Source organism: uncultured Rothia sp., from assembly GCF_963544205.1.
Classification (GTDB): domain Bacteria; phylum Actinomycetota; class Actinomycetes; order Actinomycetales; family Micrococcaceae; genus Rothia.
Window position 1 is genome coordinate 20156 of sequence record NZ_CAUUDY010000001.1, and the last position, 24313, is coordinate 44468.

Below are 24313 nucleotides of genomic sequence, written 5' to 3' on the forward strand. Positions count from 1 at the left end.
AGCGTAGCGTGAGCGAACGTATTGAACGAGTCGTCACCTCCGGCACCTTCTCGCTGGACGGCGGCTGTTGGGACGTCGACAACAACGTCTGGATTATCGGCAATGACTCCTCCGTGATCATCATTGACCCCGCCCACGACGTCGACAAGATCTCCCGCACCGTCGCAGGCCGCACCGTGGAGAAGATCCTGCTGACCCACGCCCACGACGACCACATCCGCAGCGCCAAGGAGGCGGCAGAACGCTTCGGCGCACCCGTCTACCTGAACCCCGCAGACCGTGTGCTCTGGGAAATGGTGTACCCCTCCTGGGACTTCGACCACGAACTCGCTGACGGCGACGTGCTGCGCATCGGCGAGACCGAGCTGACCGTCCTCGCTACCCCCGGCCACTCCCCCGGCTCCGTGTGCTTCTACGCACCCACCCTCAGCTGGGAGAACAGCGAAGGCGTCGTCTTCTCCGGCGACACCCTCTTCAACGGCGGCCCCGGCGCAACCGGACGCTCCTACAGCGACTTCGACACCATCATCGAGTCAATCTCGACCCGCCTGCTGACCCTGCCCGAGTCCACCGCGGTCCTCACCGGCCACGGCGACAGCACCGGCATCGGCCTGGAGGCGCCCGAGCTTCCCGCATGGATCAAGCGCGGTCACTAAACCTGTAGCCTCACGCTGAGGCGCAACAGCCGAGCACGGTACACAAAAGGCGGATGCCCCACCACCCACAGAAGGTGGCGGGGCATCCGCCTTTAGTATGCGCTCGCAACGCTCAAGCTCAGATGCGTGCGGTCGAGCCGCGCGCCGAATTAGCCATGTGCAGAATTAGCCGCGCGCCGTCTCAGACAAAGGAGTCAGCTGCTCCTCATGCTCAGAACGCCACAAATAGCCGTACAAATGGCCCAACGCAAAATACAGCGTCGCAATAATCACCGGCACCATAAACGCATTACGGTAATACGGAGCATCGCCCATATAGCCGCCCCACATACTACCCATCGCAAGACCAATACCCAGCATCGAACGGGTAAAGAAGCTCGCCTGCGCATCAGGAATATGCTTCAGAGAACGGTTCAGCCACAGCTCATGGCCGCCAAACGCCACACCCAGCACCGCGCCACACAGCACCAACGCATAGAAAATCGTGGACGTATCATCGCTCGCCGGCAAATACAGCGCCGCCATAATCAGCAGAACGCCACTCGCCAGCCAGCCGTGCCACGGGTTCACCGAGCGGCCACCCAGAACCACCGGGAAAGCCACCACCACGAGCGCGCCGGTACCGGTCGCAACCATCGCCATGAACAGGTTCATCGAACCGTGAATCAGCGAGAAGCCCAGCAAACCAGAGCCAACCGAACCCATGCAAGCGCCCAGCAGAACCAGGCCAAGGATCAGCACCACCGTCTGACGGCTCGGACGCACCAGGTTCTGCGGCGGAGCCATACGAATACGCGAAATATCCGGCAGCAACCTCGGCGCAGCCAGCACCACAATGAACAGCAGCGCATCCAGAATAATCGTGATCCAGAAGCCCGCATACTCATTATTCGGGGTGATGTACGCATCGCCCAGCCACACCAGCAGAGCAGCCAGCGGGTGCATCGACATATTCGCCGTAGTACCCCACGAAACCGCAGTCGACAAGCGAACATCACTGTACTGATAATTACGGCGATACAGCGACTCAAGCGCAAACGGAGTCCACGGCGGGGTCGTGAAACCCATCGCCACACAGGACAACGCATGGTAGGTCGTACTCACGTTATTCGGGTCAACCGTCAGACGCCAACCAATCACCAGCATGTTCAGCACCGCGGCAATATTCAGGAGCGACGTAATCGCCAGCAGCGACCTCAAGCCCAGGGCACGAACCAGCATCGGGCCGAGCATAATCTGCACCGAATACGCGCCGGTAAACGCCGCCACCGCATAGCCGCCATCATGCACACTACCCAGGTGGCTCGCCAACAGAATATACAGCGCAAACGCCGAAGAAGCCGCCGGAATGTGGAACAGAATCGTCAACACACTACGGGCAAAACCCTCAGCACGAAGCACCGCATACAGGTGACGACGCTGCTCCTTACCGTTGCGCAGGAACAACGCCCAATGCTGACGCAAAATATCCGGCACCGACGCGTTCGTATTAATCTCATCCGCAGCCGGAATCGGGCGGGGCGGCAACTCCTGCAACACGTGCTCGTTGTTGCGCACCACATCCGTCAGGGAGGTGCCCGGAACCGTCGGAATACCCGTGCCCGAAGCACGCATTTTATTCAGCGCATCGGAGGCGGGGCTCACCTTCATGGTGCGCGGAGGAACCTCCGGCGCGGATGCGCCAGTGTGCGCATCAGCCGAAGGTTCCACACGATACGTTGAATTCGGGTCCCTATCCTGAGGTGTCGAGGTCATCATCTCTTTCACGAATAAGCCGCCGGACATGCCACAACAGCGGCCCGGAAGCGAATTTATGCCTACTAGGAGTTTACCCTCACCGAGGAGCCGTTCTGACCCTTTTCGACCACAATCTGGGCGGGAATACGGTTCTTCATCTCCTCCACATGCGAAATCAGACCAATAGTGCGGCCACTATCACGCAGAGATTCGATCGTGCCCATCACCATGTCCAGGGTCTCAGCGTCCAACGTGCCGAAGCCCTCATCAATGAACAGGGTGTCCAGCTCGATACCGCCGTTATTCGCCTGCACAACCTCAGCCAAACCCAACGCCAACGACAGCGACGCCAAGAACGACTCACCACCGGACAGCGAGGACGCCTCACGCGGCTCACCCGTCCAGGTGTCGGTAATCTCCAGGTTCAGGCCGCCACCGGAACGACTACCCTTCGCACGGTGATCGCTGAACACCATACCGTAGCGGCCCTCACTCATACGATCCAGGTGCAGCGACGCCGAATGCAGAATCCGCTCAAACTCGGCACCCAGCACATAACTCACCAGGTCAACCTGATGCTCATAACCGCCCAGCGTGTCACCGCGAGCCGCCGCCGCCAGGTTCGCCAGCATCTGCGCGCGGTCATAACGCTGCGCCGTCTTCGCACGGAACGCCGCATACTCGCCGCGCAGAGCCTGCAAAGAACGCAGCACGCTCTCCCGCTCACCCTCACGAAGAGTCAAACGGTGCGCCGCCGCACGCAACTGCTCAACCTGCTCACGCACGCCCTGCAGATCATCCGGCGCCTGCTCGCCAGCGGCAACACGAGCCGCCACCGCAACAATCGCCTCACGGCCAAAGCCCTCAAGGAGGCGGGCATGTTCCAGCTCATACGCAGCAACAGCCTGCTCCAGGGCGTCGATGCGCTCAGGGGTGCGGACCGCCGCCTGCACCAGCTCAGCACTCTCAAACGCAGACTCGCCCAACAGGCGCTGCGCCTGCGCCGCCGCCAGAGCATGACGCTCACGCGCCTGCCCCAACAGCAACACCGCACGAGCAAGACGCTGATGCGCCGCACGGTAGCCCTCCACAGCCTCAACACGCTGCGCAAAACCCACCGCCGCACGAGCAGGCGCCAAATCAGCCGCGGTAGCCTCACAGCGCGCCGCAGCGTCACGGTGACGAGTCTGAGCCTCAACCGCCGCGCCCTCGATGGTGCGTAGCGCCTCCTGAGCCTTCTGCAGCTCAACCCGCACCCGCTCAACCTTCACCAGCACGCCGTCACGCGCGGTCACACGCGACTGAGCCTGCGCGAGGCGGGTCTGCGCCTGCTGCAGCTGGGCGGCAGTCTGCTCCACATCGCACTCGCCCTGAGCCGCCAGAGTCTCGTACTGGGTGCGGGCGGCGGCGAGCGCCTCGGAGGCTTCCTGGTGGGCTTTGGTCGCCCGGTCCTTAGCCAGTTCGTGGATGCGCGCCTGCTTGTGCGCTTTGTCTTCACGTTCCTTGGCGGCGTCCAGGTCGGCACGCTCAACCAGCTGCTCACCCTCGGCAATCTGCGCGGGGGCGGGGTGCTCGACCGAGCCGCAGACCGCGCAGGGTTCGCCGTCCTTGAGCTCGCGCGCCAGCAAGGAGGACGCCTGGGCGAGGCGCAGCACCTGCAGGTTCTTGAACTCCTCCGTCGCGGCGAGCGCCTGCTGAGCCGAAGCCTGCCACTTTTCCTGCGCCTTCTGCTCGGCGGTGGCGGTGCGCTTGCTCTGCTTCTCAGCCTCAGCAACCGCGGCGGCGGAGGCGTCCAGCTTCTGCTGCATCTGCTGGGCGGCATCGTGCTTCTGCTGCGCCTCGGTGACCAGGTGCGCGGCGAGGGTGCGTTCCTCGTCGGCGGTGCTGTAGCCGGCGAGTTCTTCGGCAAGCTGCTCGGCGGCGGCGGTCAGGTCGCTCAGCGTCTTTTCGGCACGAGACTTGTCCTGCTCGAGGGCATTAGCCTGCTTCAGCAGGGTGGCTGCGGCGGCTTCCTCGTCGGTAAGCTGTGCGTCCTTCTTCTGCAGGGCGCGCAGGGTGTCGAGGAGCGCCTCGAGCTGGGTTTGCTGCTCGGCGGGTTCAAGGGAAGGGAGCGCGGCGAAGGTTGTCTCCTCGGGGAAGGTGACGTCTTCCGCGGTTTCCTCATCGCGCAGTGCCGTAAGCAGGGCGCGACCACTCTCGTCCAGCGCGGAAGCACACGCAGCCTGCTCCTGCTGGCGGGCGGTGAGCGCCTGGGATTCGGCATGGACCTGCGCGTACTGTGCGTGCAGGGGCGCGGCGGCACGTGCCTGCGCCAGCTCTTCGCGCTGTGCCTTGTGCTCGTCGGCGCGTTCGGTCAGGCGGGTGCGGCGCTCGCAGAGCTGCTCGTATTCGCGCCAGTCGGCCTGCAGCTGGGCGCGTTCGGCGAGCAGGCGGGTGTTCTGGTCGGCTTCGTCGGTGAGGCGCTGCTGTTCCTGCTTTTCGCGTGCGGAGGTTTTGCGGGCGCGTTCTACTCCGCCGGCGACCCATGCGTCGAGGGTTTCGGCGGTGACGTTCTCAGCGGTGAGGTTTTCCGGCGCCTCCCCAGCCTCCACAGACCCTTCAACAGCAGAGCCCTCGGTATCGGTGCCCTCAGCATCCGTATCTACAGCATCCAGTAGTGCCTGTAGGGCGAGCATTTCTGCGCGGGCACGTTCGAGGTAGCCGCGCTGGGTGTTTTCGTCCTGGGCGACTTCCTGCTGGGCGGTTTTCGCTTCCTCGGTGAGTGCAGCGAAGAGCTGTTCGTAGTGTTCGACGGGGAACATCTTTTTGAGCAGTTCTTTGCGTTCTTTGGGCTTGGACTTGAGGAATTGCGCGAACTGGCCCTGCGGCAGGAGCACGACCTTGAGGAATTGTTCTTTGGTCAGGTGGGTGCGTTCGGCGATGGTGCGGTTGACTTCGGCGACGCTGCTGGAGATGGGGGTCCATGCCTTTTCGTCGGCGGGGTCGGCGCCGGGCGCGAGTTCGGCGAGGGTTGCTTTGGTGCTTTCTTCGCGCATCTGGCCTTTGCGGGCGCCGCGGGTGATGGGCTTGTTGTAGGCGGGGGTGCGGTCGATGCGCAGGCGCTTGCCGTGGAGGGTGACGTCGAGTAGCACGCGCGGTTTGGTGCCGCTGTGTGCCGCGTAGGTGGAGTGCAGTTTGGCGGATTCGCGGTCGCTGCTGGTTTCGCCGTAGAGGGCGTAGCAGATGGCGTCGAGGATGGTGGTTTTACCGGCGCCGGTGGGTCCGTTGAGTAGGAATACGCCGGCGTTGTTGAGGGTATCGAAGTTGATTTCTTGGCGCTTGGGGTATGCCATGAAGGCTTCGAATTCGAGGTTGTGCAGGATCATGCGTTGTCCTTGTGGCTTTTGATGTGGTCGCTGAGGGTGGTGATGACGTCGCGTTCTTCGCTGGTGAGGGGGCGGTTGCGTACGTACTGGTGGAATTGGTCGAAGGTGTCGACGGGGTCGGCGTCGCGAGTGAGGGGCGCGGCGACGGGTTTGTCGGCGGCGGGTTGGGTGCTGCGGTAGCTGAAGTGGGAGATGGTTTCGTAGCGGCTGCGCAGGCGGTCAACGGCGCCGACGGGTAGGGTTTCGTCGGTGAGTTCGATGCGGCAGTAGTAGCCCTGCTCGTAGGGGCTGTTTTCGGGGTTGTTGAGCAGGTCGTCCATGGTGCCGCGCAGGGTTTTCATGTGTACGCGGGTGGCCCATTCGTGGCCGCTGATGGCGGGTTCTTCGCCGGGGTTGATTTCGATGAGGTAGGCGCCGTTGCGGTTGTGTTCTTCGCTGAATGAGAAGCCGAGGGGTGAGCCGCTGTAGCGGATGGTGTGGGTGACGGGGTAGCGCTTGTGGATGTGACCGAGCGCTACGTAGTCGAACCCGTCGAAGAGGGAGGCGGGTACCCAGTCGATGCCGCCGACGCTGATGTCGCGTTCGGAGTCGCTGCGGGGCGTGCTGTCGGCGCTGCCGGCGGTGTCGCTGACGGTTGCGTGGCTCATGACGATGATGCGGTCGGCGCCTTCGCCGCGGGCGCGACGTTCTGCGGCGTCGGCGCGGATGGCGTCGGTGACGGCGCCGAGGACTGCCTGATGGGTGGGTTCTACACCGAGGGCGGTGGCGTGGAGGCGCGGGGCGAGGTAGGGGATGGCGTAGACGTGTACGCGCTGGGTGCCGTCGGTGAGTTCGACGGGGCGGGTGGCGTCTTCGAAGCTGGTGCGCAGGTGCACGCCGGAGGCTTCGAAGAAGGCGGCGCCGTAGCCGAGGCGGCGGAAGGAGTCGTGGTTGCCGGAGCTGAGGATGACCTGCACGTCGGCGCGCATGAGGCGGGTGAGCGCCTGGTCGAGCAGGGTGGTGCTTTCGGCGGTGGGGATGGTGCTGTCGTAGACATCGCCGCTGATGAGGAGGGTGTCGATACCTTCGGCGTGCACGTAGTTGAGCAGTTCGTCGATAAACTGCTGATGTTCGCGGGTGAGGGGGCTGCGGTGGAAGGTGCGGCCGAGGTGCCAGTCGGAGGTGTGCAGAATCTTCATGGTTTCAGTATGGCACTGCCTTATCTTTTGCGCCCTACGCTTCGTCATTCGCGGGCGGAACCTTCCGCGGCGTAGGTGCTCATGCGTAGCGGGGGCTCCGTCCTCAAGGCGCCCCGGCGCCGCAGAGGGGGCACTCCCCCGCGAGTATGAGCACGAAGCCGCTTGGTATACCCCAACCCCGCGCATCCTGAGCACGAAGCCGCCTGTATCCCCTCACCTCCGCATCCTGAACGCCCGTGGGATAATCGCCCTATGAGTTTTTCTTCTGTTGAGTTCACGCGTGCACCTGAGGTTTCGGCTGAGTTTGCGGGCAGGGTGCGCGGTCTGTTGTGTGCGTCTGCGCTGGGTGATGCGCTGGGTTATCCCCTTGAGCTACTGTCGGCGGATCAGATTGCGGTGCGCGACCCTAAGCCGTGGGATTCGGCGTTTGGTGAGCTACTGATTAGTGATGATACGCAGCTGACGTGCTTCACTCTGGATGGTCTGACGGAGGTTTTGGAGTGGAATAATGAGGGCGCGGCGGCGGATGAGTTGGCGTGTCTGTGGTTGGCGTATTTGCGTTGGTTCCGCGGTATTGGTGAGAGCTTGCCGGAGTCTGCGCCGTTTTCGTTGAATCGTGAGATTGATGGGTCGGACGAGTTGACGGCGCGTCGCGGTCCGGGTGCGGCGACGTTGCGGGCGTTGGGTTCCGGTGAGATGCAGCTGGTTTCGAAGTCTGTGAACCCTGATGCTCTGGGCAGTGGAGCGCTGGTGCGTTCGGCGACGTTGGGTGTGTTGCCGGTGGCGCAGGAGCGCACGGTGGTTATGTTGGCGGTGCGTGCGGCGGCGTTGACGCATGGGCATCCGGAGGCATTGGCTTCGGCGGCGGCGTACGCGCTACTCATCCGCGATTTGTTGGCTACTCCCTCCGGCTCGTTTGATGCGTTGTTGGGTGCGGCGCGTCGTGTGCTTGACTGGTGCGGCACGGTGGACGCGGATGATTCGATTCCGGGTGATGCTTCGCGTACGGCGGCGGCGCTGAGTCGTGCCCTCGAGCTGCTGGAGGTGGGTACGGTGCCGGTTCCGGAGGCTGTGGCGGAGCATTTTGGTACGGGTTGGACTGCGCCGGAGCTGCTGGGTGTGGCTCTCTGGTGTGCGGCGGATGCTGTGAAGAGCCTGCCTGCTGATGCTGATGAGGCGACGGTGCGTGCGTCCTTGTTTGAGGGGTTGTGCCGTGCGGTGTCGGTTGATTCGGATTCGGATTCGGTGGGTGCGATGACGGCGGCGTTGTGGGCGGCAGCTGGCTTCCCGGTGGGCGCAGAGCAGGAATCTGATGCTTGGTCGCAGGCGCTGGGTCGTGTGCGCGGCCTGGACCAGGTGGAGGAGGTTGCGGACCGCTATCTGCGCCAGCTGGGACTGTAGCGGTACCCGGCGCAGCGGCGATGCGTAGCGGACGAGGTATATCTTCGCAGAACTGCATGCACAGCTATCTCTACGGAACCGTAGAGTAACTGAATGTTAGCGGCGTAGCGGCGATGCGTAGCGGGGGCTCCGTCCTCGAGGTGCCTCAGGCACCGATGAGGGGGCACTCCCCCGCGAGCAGCGTCCGCGTGCCGCATATACAAACTGTTTACATACGCAGAAAAGGCTCTCCAGTATCTCGGAGAGCCTTTTCTGTATGTGCTAGAACTAGCGAAACTGAACCTAGACGGCATAGCAGCGATGCGTAATGGCGGAGGCCCCATCCTCAAGGCGGCTGGCCCTTTTACTTATTGGGCGCCGCAGAGGGGGCACTCCCCCGCGAGCATCGTCTGCGTGCCGGCCAGCAGAACAGCTGCACGAGCATCCGCCCGCATCTTAGAACTGCTAGTCAGGAACTTTTAGTCCAGGTAGTCTCGCAGTACCTGCGAACGCGACGGGTGACGGAGCTTAGACATGGTCTTCGACTCAATCTGGCGGATGCGTTCGCGGGTCACGCCGTAGACCTTGCCGATTTCGTCAAGGGTCTTGGGCTGGCCGTCGGTCATGCCGAAGCGCATTGCGACCACGCCGGCTTCACGCTCGGAGAGGGTGTCGAGCACGGAGTGGAGCTGTTCCTGCAGAAGGGTGAAGGATACGGCGTCTGCGGGGACGACTGCTTCGGAGTCCTCAATGAGGTCGCCGAATTCGGAGTCGCCGTCTTCACCGAGGGGGGTGTGCAGGGAGATGGGTTCGCGGCCGTACTTCTGGACTTCGATGACCTTTTCGGGGGTCATGTCGAGTTCCTTGCCGAGTTCTTCGGGGGTGGGTTCGCGGCCGAGGTCCTGGAGCATCTGGCGCTGCACGCGGGCGAGCTTGTTGATGACTTCTACCATGTGCACGGGGATGCGGATGGTGCGGGCCTGGTCTGCCATTGCGCGGGTGATGGCCTGGCGGATCCACCAGGTTGCGTAGGTGGAGAACTTGAAGCCCTTGGAGTAGTCGAACTTTTCGACGGCGCGGATGAGGCCGAGGTTGCCTTCCTGGATGAGGTCGAGGAAGAGCATGCCGCGGCCGGTGTAGCGCTTGGCGAGGGAGACGACGAGTCGCAGGTTGGCTTCGAGCAGGTGGTTCTTGGCTCGCTTGCCGTCGTGGATGACCCAGCGCAGGGCTTTTTTGAGGTCTTTGTCCATGTCGGGGTTTTCGGCGAGCTTGTGCTCGGCGTAGAGGCCTGCTTCGATGCGCATGGCGAGGTCGACTTCCTGCTGTGCGTTGAGCAGGGAGACTTTGCCGATCTGCTTGAGGTAGTCCTTGACGGGGTCGGCGGTTGCGCCGGGGGTGACGACGCGCTGTGCGGGTGCGTCGTCGTCGTCGTTTGCGGTGAGGACGAAGCCGGAGCCCTTGGCTGCTACTGCTTCTGCGGCCTTCTTTTCTTCTTTTTTGGCTACGGTTTCTTCGTCTTCTTCGTCGGTTTCGTCTTCGACGTCGGTGGTTTCGAGGTCTTCGTCGAGGACGAGGTCGAATTCGTCGTCGTCGCTCTTTTTGCGGCGGCCACCGGTCTTGCGCTTGGTTGCGGTTTTGGTGGTGGTTTTGCGGGTGCGCTTGGGCTTTTCTGCCTCAGTTTCGGCAGTGGTTTCTGCGCTGGTTTCGGCGGTTGCGCCAGTGGTGTCTTCGGTTGCCGCTGCGGCCTTGGTGGTTGCCTTCTTGGTGCGGGTGGTCTTGGTGGTGGTTTTTGCGACGGTTTCTTCGGTTGCGTCGCCGGTCGCGGTCTTCTTGCTGGTTGCAGGTGCCACTAGAACCCTTTCTGGCTTGTGGTGGGGTGTTTTGTTTGCAAAACACCTAAGACCCTGTCAAGTCTGTGCTGGCGTCCTCGGTCGGGGTGTTTTCTGCGTTTGTCCGGTTTAACGCTGTGGGGGCGGGTTTTATTCCGCGTGCGTTGGGTGGTTTGCAGGGTTCCGTTGCTCGTTGTGTGGAGCGGTTTGAGGGCGCGTTGTAGCGCATTGACTGTACGGGGTCAATATATAAGTATTGCAGATTTTTGGTTGCTTTCAACTTGACGCGCTGTTTGAGGGCTTGTGGGCTTGGTTTTGGGTGGGTGCGACTGTGCGTGAGAGAGGGGCGTGCCGGGTGGCGGCGCGCCCCTCCCCTGCTTTTGTTGTTGGTCTATTCCTTTCTGGTTTTATGCGCTGGGCTTTCTGGGTTTGAGGGTGCTGACGGGTTGGCGGTGTGTTCCGGGTTCGCCGCAGATGGTGTGTTTGATCCAGGCGGGTAGGTTGCCTGCGTTGAGGTGTACATCGAGGATGTTGAGGTCCTTTCCGAATGTGTGGCGGTGGGCTTCTTGGCGGAGCATGCGGGCGTAGGTGCTGTAGCCCTTGTACCAGTTGGCCCAGGCTTGGGTGTTGCGTAGTTCGGCGTATTCTCCGTCGGTGCTGTGGGGTGTGAGCAGGCTGGTGAGTAGTTCGAGTGCGTTGAGGCGTGCCCAGTGGGGGCTGTCTAGTTTTCCTTTGAGGGCGTTGAGGTAGTGGGTGTAGACGGCGTGGTGTTTGGTGAGGTATTCGCTGTTGGTGCAGCTTTCGTCGATTCGTTGTTTGAGGTTTTCGAATTCGTTGTGGGCATTGTGGTCTTTGGGGTGTTCCTCGAGGCGTGGGAGCAGGTCGCGGCTGATGGTGTTGAGTTCGGCGGCGCTGGCGAGGTCGGCGGGGGTGAGGTTTTCGAGTGCCCAGCCGTTGAGGTTGTCGTGCTGGTTGCTGCGGTTCTGTTGACTGTTGCTGCTCTCTTGAATAGTGCGGCTCTGTTGAATTGTGCGGTGGGTGCGGCGGATCCAGTCTTGCCATTGCACGCATTTTTCGGGCACGGCGCGTACGTGTGCCTGTTCGGTACCGGGTGTGGCGCTGAGTGCGTGGGTGAAGCTGGCGGGGATGTAGGTTTTGCGGGTGATGCGGGTGCCGTAGCGGGGTGGTTCGAGCGGCGCGCGGTCGGGGCTGGGGTATTCGCCGCCGAAGGCGTGGTAGGTGTATTGGGCGGAGTAGTGCAGGTAGGCGAGCGCTTTTTGGGCGTGGTTGAGCCCGTAGCCGGCGAGGTAGGTGAGCATTTCGGCGGTGATGGAGTTGAGTGCTGCCGGCGCGATGGAGGCGCGTAGGTGCCCGGCGACTTCGGCGGGGATGAGTTCGCGGAGTGCGTCGCCGATGGTGGGTGCCTTAGCATCATCGACCGGGTGGGTGGCGAGCAGGTGCGCGGCGGCGTTGATGGCGGCGTCCCAGTAGCAGAGGTCGATTTGGGCTTGGTGGTAGATGGCGTGGACGTTGGTGCGGCGGGCGTCGTCGCGCCGTGCGGTGTTGGTGCGGGTGTGGTCCCAGAGTTCTACGGCGTTTTCCCAGTCGTGGCGGGTTTCGGGGTTGCCGGTGGGGTCGGTGTCCCAGGGGCTGTGGGCGTAGTTGTGTTGGGCGTTGGGGGCGATGGTGTCGCCGTGGCGGGTGAGCCAGGTGTAGTAGCTGCTGTGGCGGATTTCTTCGATGGGTGCGAGGAGGGTGAGCGCCTGCTGTTCGGGGTTGAGTGCCCAGATGCTGGCGCTGCCTGCGTAGATGACGTCTTCGCAGCGTAGTTCGCTGACGATGCGCGGGTCGTGGAGCAGGTGGAGCCAGGCGTTGATGGGGATTTGGGTGTCGACGTCCTGTTGGATTTCTTCGATGGCGGCGAGCTGGGCGGTGTCGGGGTTGAGTTGGCGTTGGCGCACGGTGTTGTCGCCGTCGACGATGACGGCGTAAAAGCGAGTGAGGGTCTCGCCGTTGTGGCAGATGGGGAGTTTGGCGAAGGTTTCGTGGAGGAAGTCGGCGCGTTCGGGCAGGGTGCAGGGTTCGTCGGGTAGGTTGACGCGCAGGCTGGGGCCGAGGGTGTTGTCGGTTGCGGTGAGGATGATGAGTGAGTGGTCGGGCCAGTAGCCGTGCTGGTGGAGGGCGCAGCTGAGCACGTCGTATTCGTTGCGGATGGGCGGGGGCGTGCCGTTATCGTAGCCGCCGCTGTTGAAGTGGTCGCTGTTGGGGGTGTTGCCGCTGGGGGTGTTACCGCTGGAGATGTTGTTTGCGTTCATGCCTTCACGGTGGCATGGTTTGCGCGGGTGCTCAGGCTATACAAATAAATCTGTGGATACTTCGGTTCATGTATCCGAAGGTTCCACAGATTTATTCGTATTGTTCGTTTGTTGACCGGGGTTTGTCCACAGCGGCGCGGGGTGCCGCGTCATAATCCGTCATGCAGAGTAAGGGCGCCCCGAGTGCTTTCCCCTACTGCGCACGCTTTACTGTTCGTCGAGGAACCGCTCGAAGAGCGCACCAATTTCGTCGCGGCTGGGCACGTTGTGCGCGTCGCGTCGCGAGAGGGGAACCGCAATGTCGGAGGTGCGGAAGTTCTCGTCGTAGTTCTCTTCCATGGTCGTAATCATGCGACCAATTTCGGGGTTCTGCTTGACCTGATCATTGATCTGGCTGTGCACGTGACGTGCGGCTTCACGCAGGTTCTCGGTGGGCAGGGAGAGGTGCGCCGCCATACCCACATGTTCGAGGGCGGTGAGGGTGCCCTGCGGCAGGTCCGCCTCCGAAATGTACTGGGGAATGTTCACGCCGAAGCCGACGGTGTCGATTCCGTTTTCGGTGAAGAGCACTTCCAGCAGGTTGGTGACGGTCGCGTGCACGTCCGCGCTGGGCTTCCACGGGGAGATGCCGCGAATCAGGTCCTTGCGGGAGCCGTGCGCGGTAATCGGGAAGGGACGGGTGTGCGGCACCGGCATGGGGAATGCGGAGACCAGCACGACCAGGGAGGGCTTGACCCGCTGGGCGATGGTCAGCACCGCCTTTTCGAAGCGCTGCCACTGCAGGTCCGGTTCGGCACCGGTGAGTAGCAGGAACGGCTTGTCGAGGCTGTCTTCTACGGCGTAGAGCTTCAGCTGCGGGTATTGCGGCTTTTCGAAGTGGTCTTTTTCATAGCGGATGAAGGGGCGGCGGGCGCGGTAGTCGTGCAGCTGGTCGCTGTCGAACTCGACGATTTCAATGTTTTTGAGTTCGCTGAGCAGCACCTGTCCGAGCTGGCCTGCGGTGGAGCCTGCGTCTTGCGGGCTGGAGAGGGCGATGACGAGGGTCAGCCCGTGCATCCTGGGGTCGTCCAATATTTTGGTGTTGGCTAAGTAGAGATCTTCGGGGTTGAGCATTGCGCCTCCTCACTTCTGTCTGGTTCGCGCCGCGTTCGGGTGGGCTTAGTGTTTTCTGCCGGCACCCGAGGTGTTGGGGCGAAGGGGCGTCTTCTGTTATCTGACGCTTTCCGTAGTCTTTCATTTTATGCCACTACGGCGCTGTCTCGACAGTGTGCGGGCTTTTCTCGCAGTAGGTGAACTTGTTTAGCGTCTTGCTGACGTTCTTATGACGCTGCAGCTCGGCTTCTTGCGAGTTTTTCCTACCCCGCCAGCTGTTCGGGGTGAGAGCTGAACCTCACGCCCTCCTACATATCCGTGTAGAGTAGAAGCAGTAGTCCGCGCGGCTTTGCGCGGCGGTATTCATCCTCACTCTTCGAGGGCCTACAGTTGAGTTTTTCGGGCGCGAGGATGTGCCCCGACTATTTTGAGAAGACATACGCAAAGGAGTAACGATGTCTCTGTCTCTGTCTATTCACAGCACCGACCTTGAAGCGCTCGAAGCTGACGTTCTGGTTCTGGGCGTTCTGAAGGGTTCGGACGGCGCCTACCTGGCACCGAGCTCTCTGTCTGAGGACTCTGTTGAGGGTATTAACGAGCTGCTGGAGGCGCTGGGCGCCTCGGGTGCGCCCGATCAGCTGCTACGCCTGCCCGGTCTTGAGGACACCGGTGCCGGCATTGTGGCTCTGGTGGGTCTGGGTTCTGATACTGCTGAGGGTCAGGAGCGTCTGGACGCTCTGCGTTACGCTGCCGGTTCTGCGGCTCGTCAGCTGGTTGGTTCCGCTGAGGAGATTGCTTTTGATTTCGGCGTTTCTTCGGTTGAGGAAATTGAGGCTATTGCTCACGGCGCTGTGCTAGGTAACTTCGTTGAGGAGGGCCTGCGTGGCAAGACTCAGGACTCGATTAAGGAAGAGATCGATTCCATTCTGATTGTTTCCTCGATTGACCAGGAAGAGGCTGAGGAGGCTCTGGTTCACGCCCTGGTTCTGGGTGAGACCGCTAAGGATGCTCGCCGCCTGGTGAACCTGCCTCCGTCGCACCTGTACCCGGAGACTTTCGCTGAGTTCGTGGCTGAGGTTGCTGAGGATTACTCGAACGTTGAGATTGAGCTGTTCCACCACGATCGCCTGGCTGAGGAGGGCTTCGGCGGCATTTCCGGTGTTGGTCAGGGTTCGCCCCGCAAGCCGGTTCTTGCCGTTGTGAAGTACACCCCGGAGAACCCGAAGGCTCACGTGGCTCTGGTGGGTAAGGGCATTACTTTCGACACCGGCGGTAACTCCCTGAAGCCTGCCGCTTCGATGATGACCATGAAGTGCGATATGGCGGGTGCCGCATCCGTTCTGAACGCTGTACTTGCTTCTGCTGAGCTGGATGTTCCGGTGGCTGTGACCGGTTACCTGTGCCTGGCTGAGAACATGCCCGGCGGTCACGCTCTGCGCCCGGAGGATGTCATCACCATGCGTGATGGTCGTACCGTTGAGGTTCTGAACACTGACGCTGAGGGCCGCCTGGTCATGGCTGATGGTATTGCTCTGGCTTCTGAGTCGAACCCGGACGTCATCCTGGATATCGCTACTCTGACCGGTGCGGCTATGGCTGCTCTGGGTCTGCGCACTGCGGCTCTGCTCGGTGACGAGGAGATTCGTGACCGCGTGATTGCAGCCGGTGCTGCTGCGGGTGAGTCTTACTGGCCGATGCCGCTGGAGTCCTACCTGCGTAAGAGCCTGGAGTCCCCGGTCGCTGACATCAAGAACATTGGTTCCCGCTACGGTGGCGCGCTGACCGCGGGCCTGTTCCTGAAGGAGTTCGTGGGCGAGGGCATCCCCTGGGCTCACCTGGATATTGCGGGTCCCGCGTTCAACGAGGAGGCACCCTACGGTTACACCCCGAAGGAGGGTACCGGCTTCGGTACCGCTACCCTGGTGAACTTCATCCAGTCCTACGCTAAGTAGCCTGTAGCTTTGCTGGGCGCGCGGCATCACTAGGTACGTGTCCGTGCGCATCCACCAGCATAGACATCCGCCAGCATAGAGCTGATTAGAGGAGGGCTTTCCGGTATTTCTACCGGGAAGCCCTCCTCTGCGTCTGTTCTTGACTGGTTCTGTTCTTGACCGGTTCTGTGCGACCGCCGTACTGCTCCTGTCACCGCGCTGTTATATGACGCGCCTCTTTTCTTGAGTGGTGAAAAATTTGCGCTGTTTGGGCGATTAATCGGCTAAAACCGCCCTGAGTGAACTTAAACGACCGCCAACGGGGGTATTGTTGTATTAAGTGTTTTTCTGCGTACGCGGAGGGGCGCGCGATTTTTTGTAAGTCGCGGGCCTTTCGCGCATGCTGGGGAACCTACCAATAAATTGGTAAAGAACTCATTGCACGGGGTCTTTAGCCCCCACAACTATGCAAGGGAGCAATATCGTGGCTCAAGAATTCGACATCCTCATCCTCGGCGGCGGTTCCGCTGGCTACTCTGCAGCTATTCGCGCACGCCAGCTAGGCTTCACCGTCGGCCTGATCGAGAAGGAAAAGGTCGGCGGCACCTGCCTGCACACCGGCTGTATCCCCACCAAGGCGTACCTGCACGCTGCTGAGTTGGCTGAAGAGGCACGCGAGGCGTCCAAGGTTGGCGTTAACGCTGTGCTGCAGTCCATCGAAATGGGCAAGGTTCGCGATTACAAGGACGGCATCGTCTCCGGTAAGTTCAAGGGTCTTGCAGGCCTGCTGAAGATGAAGGGCATTGAGATTATCCCCGGCGAGGGTAAGCTCACCGCTCAGGACACCATCACCGTCGGTGGTGTTGAGTACAAGGGTAAGAACATTATCCTGGCATCCGGCTCGGTCTCCAAGACCTTCGGTCTGCCCATTGAGGGTCGCGTTCTGACCTCCACTGAGGCACTGGAGATGGACTACCTGCCCAAGAGCGCTATCGTGCTCGGCGGCGGCGTGATTGGTTGCGAGTTCGCATCCATGTGGAACGCTATGGGCGTTGACGTCACCATCATCGAGGGCCTGCCGAACCTGGTCCCCAACGAGGACCCGGCAATCATCAAGGTTCTGGAGCGTGCGTTCAAGAAGCGCGGCATCAAGTTCAACACCGGCACCCTCTTCGAGAAGGTTGAGCAGGACGCTAACGGTGCTAAGGTCACCCTGGCTGACGGCAAGGTCTTCGAGGCAGAGATCGTTCTGGTCGCTGTTGGTCGTGGCCCGAACACCGCAAACATGGGCTACGAGGAGCAGGGCATCCCCATGGATCGCGGCTTCGTTCTGGCTAACGAGCGTCTGCACACCGGTGTGGGCAACATCTACGCTGTTGGCGACATCGTCCCCGGCGTTCAGCTGGCTCACCGCGGTTACCAGCAGGGTATCTTCGTTGCTGAGGAAATCGCTGGCTTGAACCCCACCGTTGTTGAGGACATCAACATCCCCAAGGTCACCTTCTGTGACCCGGAGATCGCTTCCGTTGGCTACTCCGAGCCCAAGGCTAAGGAGAAGTTCGGCGCTGAGAACGTTGAGACCGCTGAGTACAACCTGGCTGGTAACGGTAAGTCCGCTATCCTCGGTGCTACCGGTATCGTGAAGGTTGTCCGCCAGAAGGACGGCCCCATCGTTGGTGTTCACGCTATTGGTAAGCGCATGGGTGAGCAGATTGGTGAGGCTCAGATGTGGGTTGCTTGGGAAGCATTCCCCGAGGACGTCGCTAAGTTCATCCACGCACACCCGACTCAGAACGAGTCCCTGGGTGAGGCTGCAATGGTCCTGAACGGCACCCCGCTGCACAGCGCATAAATTTTGCTGACTGGCGTTAGCGCGTCAGCTTAGTATTGACGACCGTTGGTCGTTAGCGGTTGCCGGGCGTATCCGCTGAACAACGCCCCTATCCGGATGCGCGTCGATGTGCTTCGACGCATACGGCGCGCATCCGGGTCGCCGCTCACATTTTTCTAGTTCAAGCATTCACAAGGAGAACGGGAAAGATTATGTCCCACACCGTAGTACTGCCCGCACTGGGCGAGTCCGTGACCGAGGGTACCGTTACCCGCTGGCTCGTTGAGGTCGGCGACACCATTGAGGTTGACGCACCCCTGGTTGAGGTTTCCACCGACAAGGTTGACACCGAGGTTCCCTCCCCCGTAGCAGGCGTTGTTGAGCAGATTCTCGTCCCCGAGGACGAGGACGTCGAGGTCGGCGCTGCTCTGGCTATCATTGGCGACGGTTCCGGCGCTGCTGCACCGGCTGCTCCCGCAGCTGTTGCTGCTCCTGCAGCTCCCGCTCCGGTTGCTGAGGCTCCCGCAGCACCCGCTGCTGCTCCGGCTGCTCCCGCAGCTGCTGCTGCAGGCACCGAGGTCGTACTGCCCGCACTGGGCGAGTCCGTCACCGAGGGCACCGTTACCCGCTGGCTGAAGGAAGTTGGCGAGCAGGTTGAGGTTGACGAGCCCCTGGTTGAGGTTTCCACCGACAAGGTTGACACCGAGGTTCCCTCCCCCGTAGCAGGTACCCTGCTTGAGATCCGCATCCCCGAGGATGAGGACGCAGAGGTTGGCCAGGTTCTGGCTATCATCGGCGACGCTTCCGCTGCTGCTGCACCGGCTGCTCCCGCAGCACCGGCTCCGGTTGCTGAGGCTCCCGCAGCACCCGCTGCTGCTCCTGCTGCACCCGCAGCTCCCGCAGCTCCCGCTGCACCTGCCGCTCCGGCAGCTGCTGAGGGTGAAGCATACGTGACCCCGCTGGTCCGTAAGCTCGCTAAGGACAACGGCATCGACCTGTCCACCGTCAAGGGCACCGGTGTTGGTGGCCGCATCCGCAAGCAGGATGTTCAGGCTGCTATCGCCGCTAAGGGTTCCGCTGCTCCCGCCGCTGCTGCACCCGTTGCAGCTGCTGCTCCGGCTGCTGGTTCCGCAAAGGCACCGCACACCTTCGAGGTTTCCCCCAAGCGTGGCACCGTCGAGAAGACCGCACGTATCCGCCAGGTTATTGCAAAGCGTATGCGTGAGTCCCTGGACATCTCCACCCAGCTGACCCAGGTCACCGAGGTTGACGTGACCCGCATCGTTCAGCTGCGTGCAAAGGCTAAGGACGGCTTCGCTGCTCGTGAGGGCGCTAAGCTGACCTTCCTGCCCTTCTTCGTCCAGGCAACCGCTGAGGCTCTGCAGCAGCACCCCGCTCTGAACGCTTCCATGACCGAAGACTACAAGCAGATCACTTACCACGGCTCCGAGAACATCGCTATTGCTGTGGACACCCCCAAGGGTCTGCTGGTTCCGGTCATCAAGAACGCTTCTGACCTGGGCATTGCTGGCCTGGCAAAGGCTATTGGCGACCTGGGTGGCCGCGCACGTACCGGCGACATCTCCCCCGAGGAGCTGTCGGGTTCGACCTTCACCATCACCAACATTGGTTCCTTCGGTGCACTGTTCGACACCCCGATCATCAACCAGCCGAACGTTGCAATCCTCGGTACCGGTTCCATCGTGAAGCGCCCCATGGTTGTTAAGGATGTTGACGGTAACGACGTTATCGCTATCCGCTCCATGTGCTACCTGTCCCTCACCTACGATCACCGCGTGGTCGACGGTGCGGACGCTGGTCGCTTCCTGCACACCCTCAAGACCCGCCTGGAGGAGGCAAACTTCGAGTCTGAGCTGGGCCTCTAAGACCTGCATAGATTCAAGGAAGTTTCCTTGTGGCGGTGCCCTGATGGGTAACCGAGCGTAGCTCTCCGGGTTTTCCCGGACAGTAAGCAGAAGGCGGCGGCTCCATCCACTTCGGTGGGTGGGGCCGCCGCCTTTTGTTGTGTCCGCGTTTCTACGGTGTCAGCTATGCCGGGACGGGTTCGGCGCGGGCTATCTCCCAGCCTTTCTCCCCGCGGTGCAGGTCGAAGATGACTTTCTGGCGGGTGACGCCGTTTTCTTCGCTGAGCTTGCGGGCTTCCTGCTCGGTTTTATCGGCGCGGTAGCCGGGCGCGGAGACTACCGCCATAACGCGGATGTTCTCGTTGTCACGGCTGAGTTCTTCTGCAGTGTCGACGGTGAGCTCTGCGCCGCCTCGAGCACGGCGTTCTTGGTTTCGCTGGTCAATGAGGGCTCGTAGAATCTGATCGCCCTGCACAGCCTGATTCTGTTCTTCCGTGCCGCCGGGTGCCTGCTCCCCCGCTGCGTTCACGGCTTGCGCGGATACGGGCTGTGCCGTTGCCGGGGCGTTCTGCCCGTAGAGGGTGAACCCGAGCGGTAGGGCGATGGCCCCCAGAGCCAGCGCGGCGAGTCCCAGGCGTGCAGCCAGTCCCAGTCGCACGGTCAATCCCAGCCGCGCTGTGGGGCGGGCGAACGCGCCGCGTAGCCCCCTCAGGCGGGATGCGCCCGTCCCGTCTGCGTTCTTTGCGTCATCTGCATTCTTCGGAGCGGGTGCGCTCTTTGCAAGGCTCAATGCGGAGCTCGACACGGGGCTCAACGGTTTAGGGTCGGCGGCAACTGCTGGCTTCTTCACGCGAGGCAGATGCTCTGCCAGGTAGCGTTGCGTCTTCTGGAGCTTTGAGGGCTTCTGAACCGGCACAGGATCCACTGCCGCGGGAATCAGCGCGCGAGCGCGCTCCGAACAGCTCAGGTAGACGTTCAGCGGACGAGGCGGCATCTCCTCCGCGAGCGCGACCACGGAGCTCAGTCCGGCGAGCGCTGCCTCCTGGGCGGGTGCGTCCAGCAGGTATTCGAGAGCTCTGCCGAGGCGCTCAATCCACTCGCTGCTGGGCACCCCTTCGGTTGCAGTACCGACCGCTCCCATGCGCTGTGAATCCATGCGCAGTGAGAGGGGTACGCGGGCGGCGGAGGGTTCCGGCGCGTGCCCGCAGGCGGCTTGCCAGAGCAGGGCTGCTGCGGAGCGTGCGTAGTTGCCCCGAGCGGCGGTAAGCTGTTCCGTATCTTGAGGGGCCGTTTCACGGTAGACGGCGTCAGGTAGCAGGAGTTTGGGCACTCCGGCGGCGCTCAGAGCGATGTATTCGGCGCTTAGTTCGGCGCGCCCCTCCCCCACCTTTTTGAGGCTGCCGAGCGCCCGGTGCAGGGTTCGCGCCAGGGTCATGAGCTCGGCGGGTGTCAGGGTGCGAGCACGCAGGAGCTTGTCGAGGGTACCCGCGTCGAGGGGCTCGTACCAGAGGCACAGCTGATCGGCGCTATCGGCACTCTCACTAGTAACGGCGTGGAGCTTGGCGATTCCGGGCGCGTTACGTAGGGCGGCGGCTACCTGCGGGGTCTGGGCGTGCCCCTGAGCAGATGCCTCCGTATTTTCCTCGAATCCGTACCCCTTGACTGCCGCCCGCAGAGCCGGAGCGGGAGCGGACAGAGCAGGCTGAGAAATAGTGCGCAGGGTGTAGCGTCCGGGGTGCGCGGAGGGTACGGAACGTACGGCAGGTGCGCTCTCGGTGGGGGCGCTTGCGGTGGTTTCGCCCCGGTACTCGACAATCTGCAAGGTGGGTAGAGCCGGGTTGGCGATGCTTTCCAGAACGTGTGCTTCTTTGCTTCTCATACCATCATGTTATCAAATTACATCAAATAATATCTTTAAGCACACTAAAACAGTTCAAATACTCCAAGGAACCCCAAAGCCGAATTCAGGCATTTATCTGCTTATTCACCCTTCCTCCCCTTGAGCACACCCTCACGTAACATTCCGACGTGTTCGCTCATCACGTGATTCAGGGCGCCCTAATTTTCTTCCCTCCACCAGCAGTACTAAGGTAGAAAGTATGTCTGTGACGATTGAACGCGTGGGCTTCGCCCCGAACTATGTGAACTATGTTGAGTGCCTGGACGAGCAGTACCGCATCCACGATGAGGTGGCTAACCGCACCCGCCAGAATACGATTCTTCTACTTGAGCACGAGGCAGTGATTACCGCCGGTAAACGCACCGAAGACCACGAGTACCCCGCAGACAAGTCCACCCCCGTCGTCAAGATTGACCGCGGCGGCAAGCTGACCTGGCACGGCCCCGGCCAGCTGACCGGCTACCCGATTCTGCGTCTGCCCGAGCCCATTGACGTGGTGGCGTATGTGCGCATCATCGAGGAAATCATCATTAACGTCCTGGCTGGCATGGGCATTAAGGGTGAGCGCGTTGAGGGCCGTAGCGGCGTGTGGATTCTGGGCGACGGTATCACCCAGGACAAGAAGATCGCGGCACTGGGCATGCGCGTTTCGCGTAACACCACCATGCACGGCTTCGCGATTAACTGCTGCAACGACACCGCACCTTTCCAGCAGTTCATTCCCTGCGGTATTAGCGATGCGGGTGTTACCACTATTTCGGAGCAGCTGGGCCGCACCGTCACCCCCGCCGATATTTTGGAGCCACTGGAGGCGGAGCTTCTGAAGTACCAGGACCGCCTGGCGGAGTCCTTCGAGCCCGTTGCGGCGCAGGACTAAACACGGGGTTAGACGCAGCCAAGAAGCATCGAACGGGCCGTACACGTAACGCATTCGGCTTTGTTCGTCATATACGAAAATCAGTTTCACCTACGCCTGAGCGGGCGTAAAATAGAAGATGGCCCACCTGCACAGAGGGCACATCGAAACCAAGGAGAAGACTTTTGAGCACCGCACCTGAAGGACGCAAGCTACTGCGTGTGGAGGCCCGCAACGCTGAGGTTCCCATTGAGAAGAAGCCTCACTGGATTAAGACCAAGGCTATTGTTGGCCCCGAATACAACGAGATGCGCGAGCTGGCTCGCGGTCAGGGCCTGCACACCGTGTGTGAAGAGGCTGGCTGCCCCAATATTTACGAGTGCTGGGAAGACCGTGAGGCAACCTACCTGATTGGTGGTTCCGAGTGCACCCGCCGTTGCGACTTCTGCAATATTGCGACCGGCAAGCCTGTTGCTGTTGACTACGCTGAGCCGTTCAAGGTTGCTAAGAACGTGAAGGTCATGGGTCTGCGTTACGCAACCGTGACCGGTGTTGCTCGTGACGACTTGGAAGACGGCGGTGCGTGGCTGTACGCAGAGACTACCCGTCAGATTCACAAGATGTGCCCGAACACCGGCGTTGAGATGCTTGTCCCCGACTTCAAGGGTGTTCCCGAGCATGTTCAGAAGGTGATTGACGCTAAGCCTGAGGTGTTCGCGCACAACCTGGAGACCGTCCCCCGTATCTTCCGTCAGATTCGCCCGGCGTTCCGTTACGAGCGTTCCCTGGATGTTATTACCCAGGCTAAGGAAGGCGGCATGGTCACCAAGTCCAACCTGATTCTGGGTATGGGCGAGACCGACGAGGAGATTTACGAGGCGCTGTGCGATCTGCATGATGCTGGTTGTGACATCATTACCCTCACCCAGTACCTGCGCCCCGGCCCGCTCTTCCACCCGATTGAGCGTTGGGTGAAGCCGCAGCAGTTCGTGGATTTTGCGAACATGGCTGAGGAGATTGGTTTCGCTGGCGTTATGGCGGGCCCGATGGTTCGTTCTTCGTACCGTGCAGGTCGTCTGTGGGCTCGTGCAATGCGTAAGAACGGCTACCCGATTCCTGAGAACCTTGCCCACATTGAGGGTGAGGGTGCTGCTCTGCAGGAAGCCTCCTCTCTGGTGGCTGCAGGCTACTAAGCCTTTTCAGAATCTGTCTGAGAGCGTTGAGGCTCCTCGAACCCGGTGTTCGTCCGGTGTTCGGGGAGCCTCCCCTTATGCCCCGCCCCTTGTGCGGGTAGGGTAAACTAGAAAAATTGCAGGCATACACTGCATCGTTACGTCACTATGGTTCCGTGAGCGTTTGAGGCGCTTCTCGGGGCCGCGGAAGAACCAGCCGAGGAAGAATCGTGGCAGATAAGCGCGAAGAGAAGAAAAAGAAGAAGGAACGCACTCCGGGCACTTTCGCCCAGATGAAGCAGGTCTACCAGATGACCAAGAAGTCCGACCCGAATATCGGTTGGATTCTGAGTCTGTCGGCTCTGGGTACCCTTTTGGTTTTCCTCCTCATCGGTATTGCCCTGGGTAACTGGATTACTTTCCTGATTCTGGGTCTGGGCGTTGCCGCTATTGTGGCGATGCTTCTGCTGGGTCGCCGCGCGCAGACTGCGGCTTTTGCTCAGATTGAGAACCAGCCCGGTCGTAGTGGTGCGGCGATGAACTCGGTGCGCCGCGGCTGGATTGTTGAGGAGCAGCCCGTTGCTGCGAACCGTAACCAGGATCTGGTGTTCCGTGCGCTGGGCCGTCCCGGTATTGTGCTGGTGACCGAGGGCCCTCACAGCCGTGTGAACTCGCTGGTGAACACTGAGAAGAAGCACCTGGCTCGTGTGGCTCCGGGCGTTCCGGTTCACGTGATTGAGACCGGTCACGATGAGGGTCAGGTTGAGCTCAAGGACGTTGTGAAGACCATGAACAAGCTTCCGAAGGCTCTGACTCAGCAGGAGATGCAGGTTGTTTCGGGTCGTCTGAGCACCCTGAACACTATGCGTAACCCGATGAACGGTCTGCCGAAGGGTGTTGACCCGATGCGTGCTCGCCCCGATCGTCGTGCGATGCGCGGCCGCTAAATGAGCATCTGATATAAGCTTTTGAAGGCTCCGGCTCTTCCCGTGTGGGGAGGGTCGGAGCCTTTTGTTACACCCGATTATTGCACTGTTGCTGGCGTTGCTGCAGGCTCTGCTACTGCCCCTGATACGGGGCGTTAGCGGCTACGCTGTGTTTCGTGAGGCAACCAAAATGTAACTCCTTTCCAGGATTTGTAACATTACCGAAACACGATAGTCACGCACGCGCAAAAAATAACCACTATGCTTGATATGTCACAGG

The 24313-nt window shown here is 61.3% G+C and carries 14 protein-coding genes and 1 pseudogene; 8 read left to right on the forward strand and 7 right to left on the reverse strand.

Features of this window, described 5'->3' with window-relative positions; translation table 11 throughout:
• Window positions 1-8 precede the first annotated feature (8 nt).
• Window positions 9-656: an MBL fold metallo-hydrolase gene (locus tag RWZ58_RS00085; RefSeq protein ID WP_303971901.1), complete on the forward strand. Its 648-nt coding sequence runs from the start codon at window positions 9-11 to the stop codon at window positions 654-656.
• 165 nt (window positions 657-821) lie between these two features.
• Here the strand turns inward: RWZ58_RS00085 and RWZ58_RS00090 are convergent, their stop codons facing one another.
• The 3 genes from RWZ58_RS00090 to RWZ58_RS00100 form a co-directional block, all read right to left on the reverse strand.
• Window positions 822-2411: an MFS transporter gene (locus RWZ58_RS00090; RefSeq protein WP_314656594.1), complete on the reverse strand. Its 1590-nt coding sequence runs from the start codon at window positions 2409-2411 to the stop codon at window positions 822-824.
• Window positions 2412-2476: 65 nt separating this feature from the next.
• The gene (locus RWZ58_RS00095) at window positions 2477-5758 is read right to left on the reverse strand and encodes an SMC family ATPase (RefSeq protein ID WP_314656596.1); all 3282 of its coding nucleotides are present in this window, start codon (window positions 5756-5758) and stop codon (window positions 2477-2479) included.
• The gene (locus RWZ58_RS00100) at window positions 5755-6936 is read right to left on the reverse strand and encodes an exonuclease SbcCD subunit D (RefSeq protein WP_314656599.1); all 1182 of its coding nucleotides are present in this window, start codon (window positions 6934-6936) and stop codon (window positions 5755-5757) included. The genes RWZ58_RS00095 and RWZ58_RS00100 overlap by 4 nt, the downstream gene beginning before the upstream one ends.
• A 252-nt stretch (window positions 6937-7188) precedes the next feature.
• Here RWZ58_RS00100 and RWZ58_RS00105 point away from each other — a divergent pair, with 252 nt between their 5' ends.
• Entirely contained in the window at window positions 7189-8337 is a 1149-nt protein-coding gene (locus RWZ58_RS00105) for an ADP-ribosylglycohydrolase family protein (RefSeq protein WP_314656601.1), read from the forward strand.
• A gap of 458 nt (window positions 8338-8795) precedes the next feature.
• Here the strand turns inward: RWZ58_RS00105 and RWZ58_RS00110 are convergent, their stop codons facing one another.
• From RWZ58_RS00110 to RWZ58_RS00120, 3 genes are all read right to left on the reverse strand, one after another.
• A complete protein-coding gene (locus RWZ58_RS00110; protein WP_314656602.1) occupies window positions 8796-10166 on the reverse strand; it encodes an RNA polymerase sigma factor in 1371 nt (456 codons plus the stop codon).
• A gap of 386 nt (window positions 10167-10552) precedes the next feature.
• Window positions 10553-12460 (reverse strand): metal-dependent hydrolase, encoded by a 1908-nt coding sequence (locus RWZ58_RS00115; protein ID WP_314656604.1) that lies wholly within the window; start codon window positions 12458-12460, stop codon window positions 10553-10555.
• 207 nt (window positions 12461-12667) lie between these two features.
• Window positions 12668-13573 (reverse strand): PAC2 family protein, encoded by a 906-nt coding sequence (locus RWZ58_RS00120; RefSeq protein ID WP_005508628.1) that lies wholly within the window; start codon window positions 13571-13573, stop codon window positions 12668-12670.
• 434 nt (window positions 13574-14007) lie between these two features.
• On the opposite strand from RWZ58_RS00120, the gene RWZ58_RS00125 reads away from it, so the two are divergent.
• The 3 genes from RWZ58_RS00125 to sucB all read left to right on the forward strand — a co-directional run bounded on the left by RWZ58_RS00125 (window position 14008) and on the right by sucB (window position 19200).
• On the forward strand, window positions 14008-15504 hold the full coding sequence (locus RWZ58_RS00125) for a leucyl aminopeptidase (RefSeq protein WP_314656607.1): 1497 nt from the start codon (window positions 14008-14010) through the stop codon (window positions 15502-15504).
• Window positions 15505-15949: 445 nt separating this feature from the next.
• Window positions 15950-17335, forward strand: a complete 1386-nt coding sequence (lpdA, locus tag RWZ58_RS00130) for a dihydrolipoyl dehydrogenase (protein ID WP_070634771.1) — start codon at window positions 15950-15952, stop codon at window positions 17333-17335.
• A gap of 191 nt (window positions 17336-17526) precedes the next feature.
• Entirely contained in the window at window positions 17527-19200 is a 1674-nt protein-coding gene (gene sucB, locus RWZ58_RS00135; protein WP_314656609.1) for a 2-oxoglutarate dehydrogenase, E2 component, dihydrolipoamide succinyltransferase, read from the forward strand.
• Window positions 19201-19363: 163 nt separating this feature from the next.
• On the opposite strand, the gene RWZ58_RS00140 is transcribed toward sucB, so the two are convergent.
• The gene (locus tag RWZ58_RS00140) at window positions 19364-21058 is read right to left on the reverse strand and encodes a peptidase (protein WP_314656611.1); all 1695 of its coding nucleotides are present in this window, start codon (window positions 21056-21058) and stop codon (window positions 19364-19366) included.
• Window positions 21059-21266: 208 nt separating this feature from the next.
• Here RWZ58_RS00140 and lipB point away from each other — a divergent pair.
• The 3 genes and pseudogenes from lipB to RWZ58_RS00155 form a co-directional block, all read left to right on the forward strand.
• Window positions 21267-21956: pseudogene (gene lipB, locus RWZ58_RS00145) on the forward strand (lipoyl(octanoyl) transferase LipB); the annotation flags it as partial.
• A gap of 164 nt (window positions 21957-22120) precedes the next feature.
• Entirely contained in the window at window positions 22121-23128 is a 1008-nt protein-coding gene (gene lipA, locus RWZ58_RS00150) for a lipoyl synthase (RefSeq protein WP_049347251.1), read from the forward strand.
• A 209-nt stretch (window positions 23129-23337) separates the two neighbouring features.
• The gene (locus RWZ58_RS00155; RefSeq protein WP_005505470.1) at window positions 23338-24054 is read left to right on the forward strand and encodes a DUF4191 domain-containing protein; all 717 of its coding nucleotides are present in this window, start codon (window positions 23338-23340) and stop codon (window positions 24052-24054) included.
• Window positions 24055-24313 lie beyond the last annotated feature (259 nt).

Excerpts from the sequence above, each read along its gene's own strand:
- RWZ58_RS00090 (WP_314656594.1), bottom strand. The coding sequence starts at position 2,411 with ATGACCTCGACACCTCAGGATAGGGACCCGAATTCAACGTATCGTGTG.
- RWZ58_RS00095 (WP_314656596.1), bottom strand. The coding sequence starts at position 5,758 with ATGATCCTGCACAACCTCGAATTCGAAGCCTTCATGGCATACCCCAAG.
- RWZ58_RS00100 (WP_314656599.1), bottom strand. The coding sequence starts at position 6,936 with ATGAAGATTCTGCACACCTCCGACTGGCACCTCGGCCGCACCTTCCAC.
- RWZ58_RS00105 (WP_314656601.1), top strand. The coding sequence starts at position 7,189 with ATGAGTTTTTCTTCTGTTGAGTTCACGCGTGCACCTGAGGTTTCGGCT.
- RWZ58_RS00115 (WP_314656604.1), bottom strand. The coding sequence starts at position 12,460 with ATGAACGCAAACAACATCTCCAGCGGTAACACCCCCAGCGGCAACACC.
- RWZ58_RS00120 (WP_005508628.1), bottom strand. The coding sequence starts at position 13,573 with ATGCTCAACCCCGAAGATCTCTACTTAGCCAACACCAAAATATTGGAC.
- RWZ58_RS00125 (WP_314656607.1), top strand. The coding sequence starts at position 14,008 with ATGTCTCTGTCTCTGTCTATTCACAGCACCGACCTTGAAGCGCTCGAA.
- lpdA (WP_070634771.1), top strand. The coding sequence starts at position 15,950 with ATGCAAGGGAGCAATATCGTGGCTCAAGAATTCGACATCCTCATCCTC.
- sucB (WP_314656609.1), top strand. The coding sequence starts at position 17,527 with ATGTCCCACACCGTAGTACTGCCCGCACTGGGCGAGTCCGTGACCGAG.
- RWZ58_RS00140 (WP_314656611.1), bottom strand. The coding sequence starts at position 21,058 with ATGAGAAGCAAAGAAGCACACGTTCTGGAAAGCATCGCCAACCCGGCT.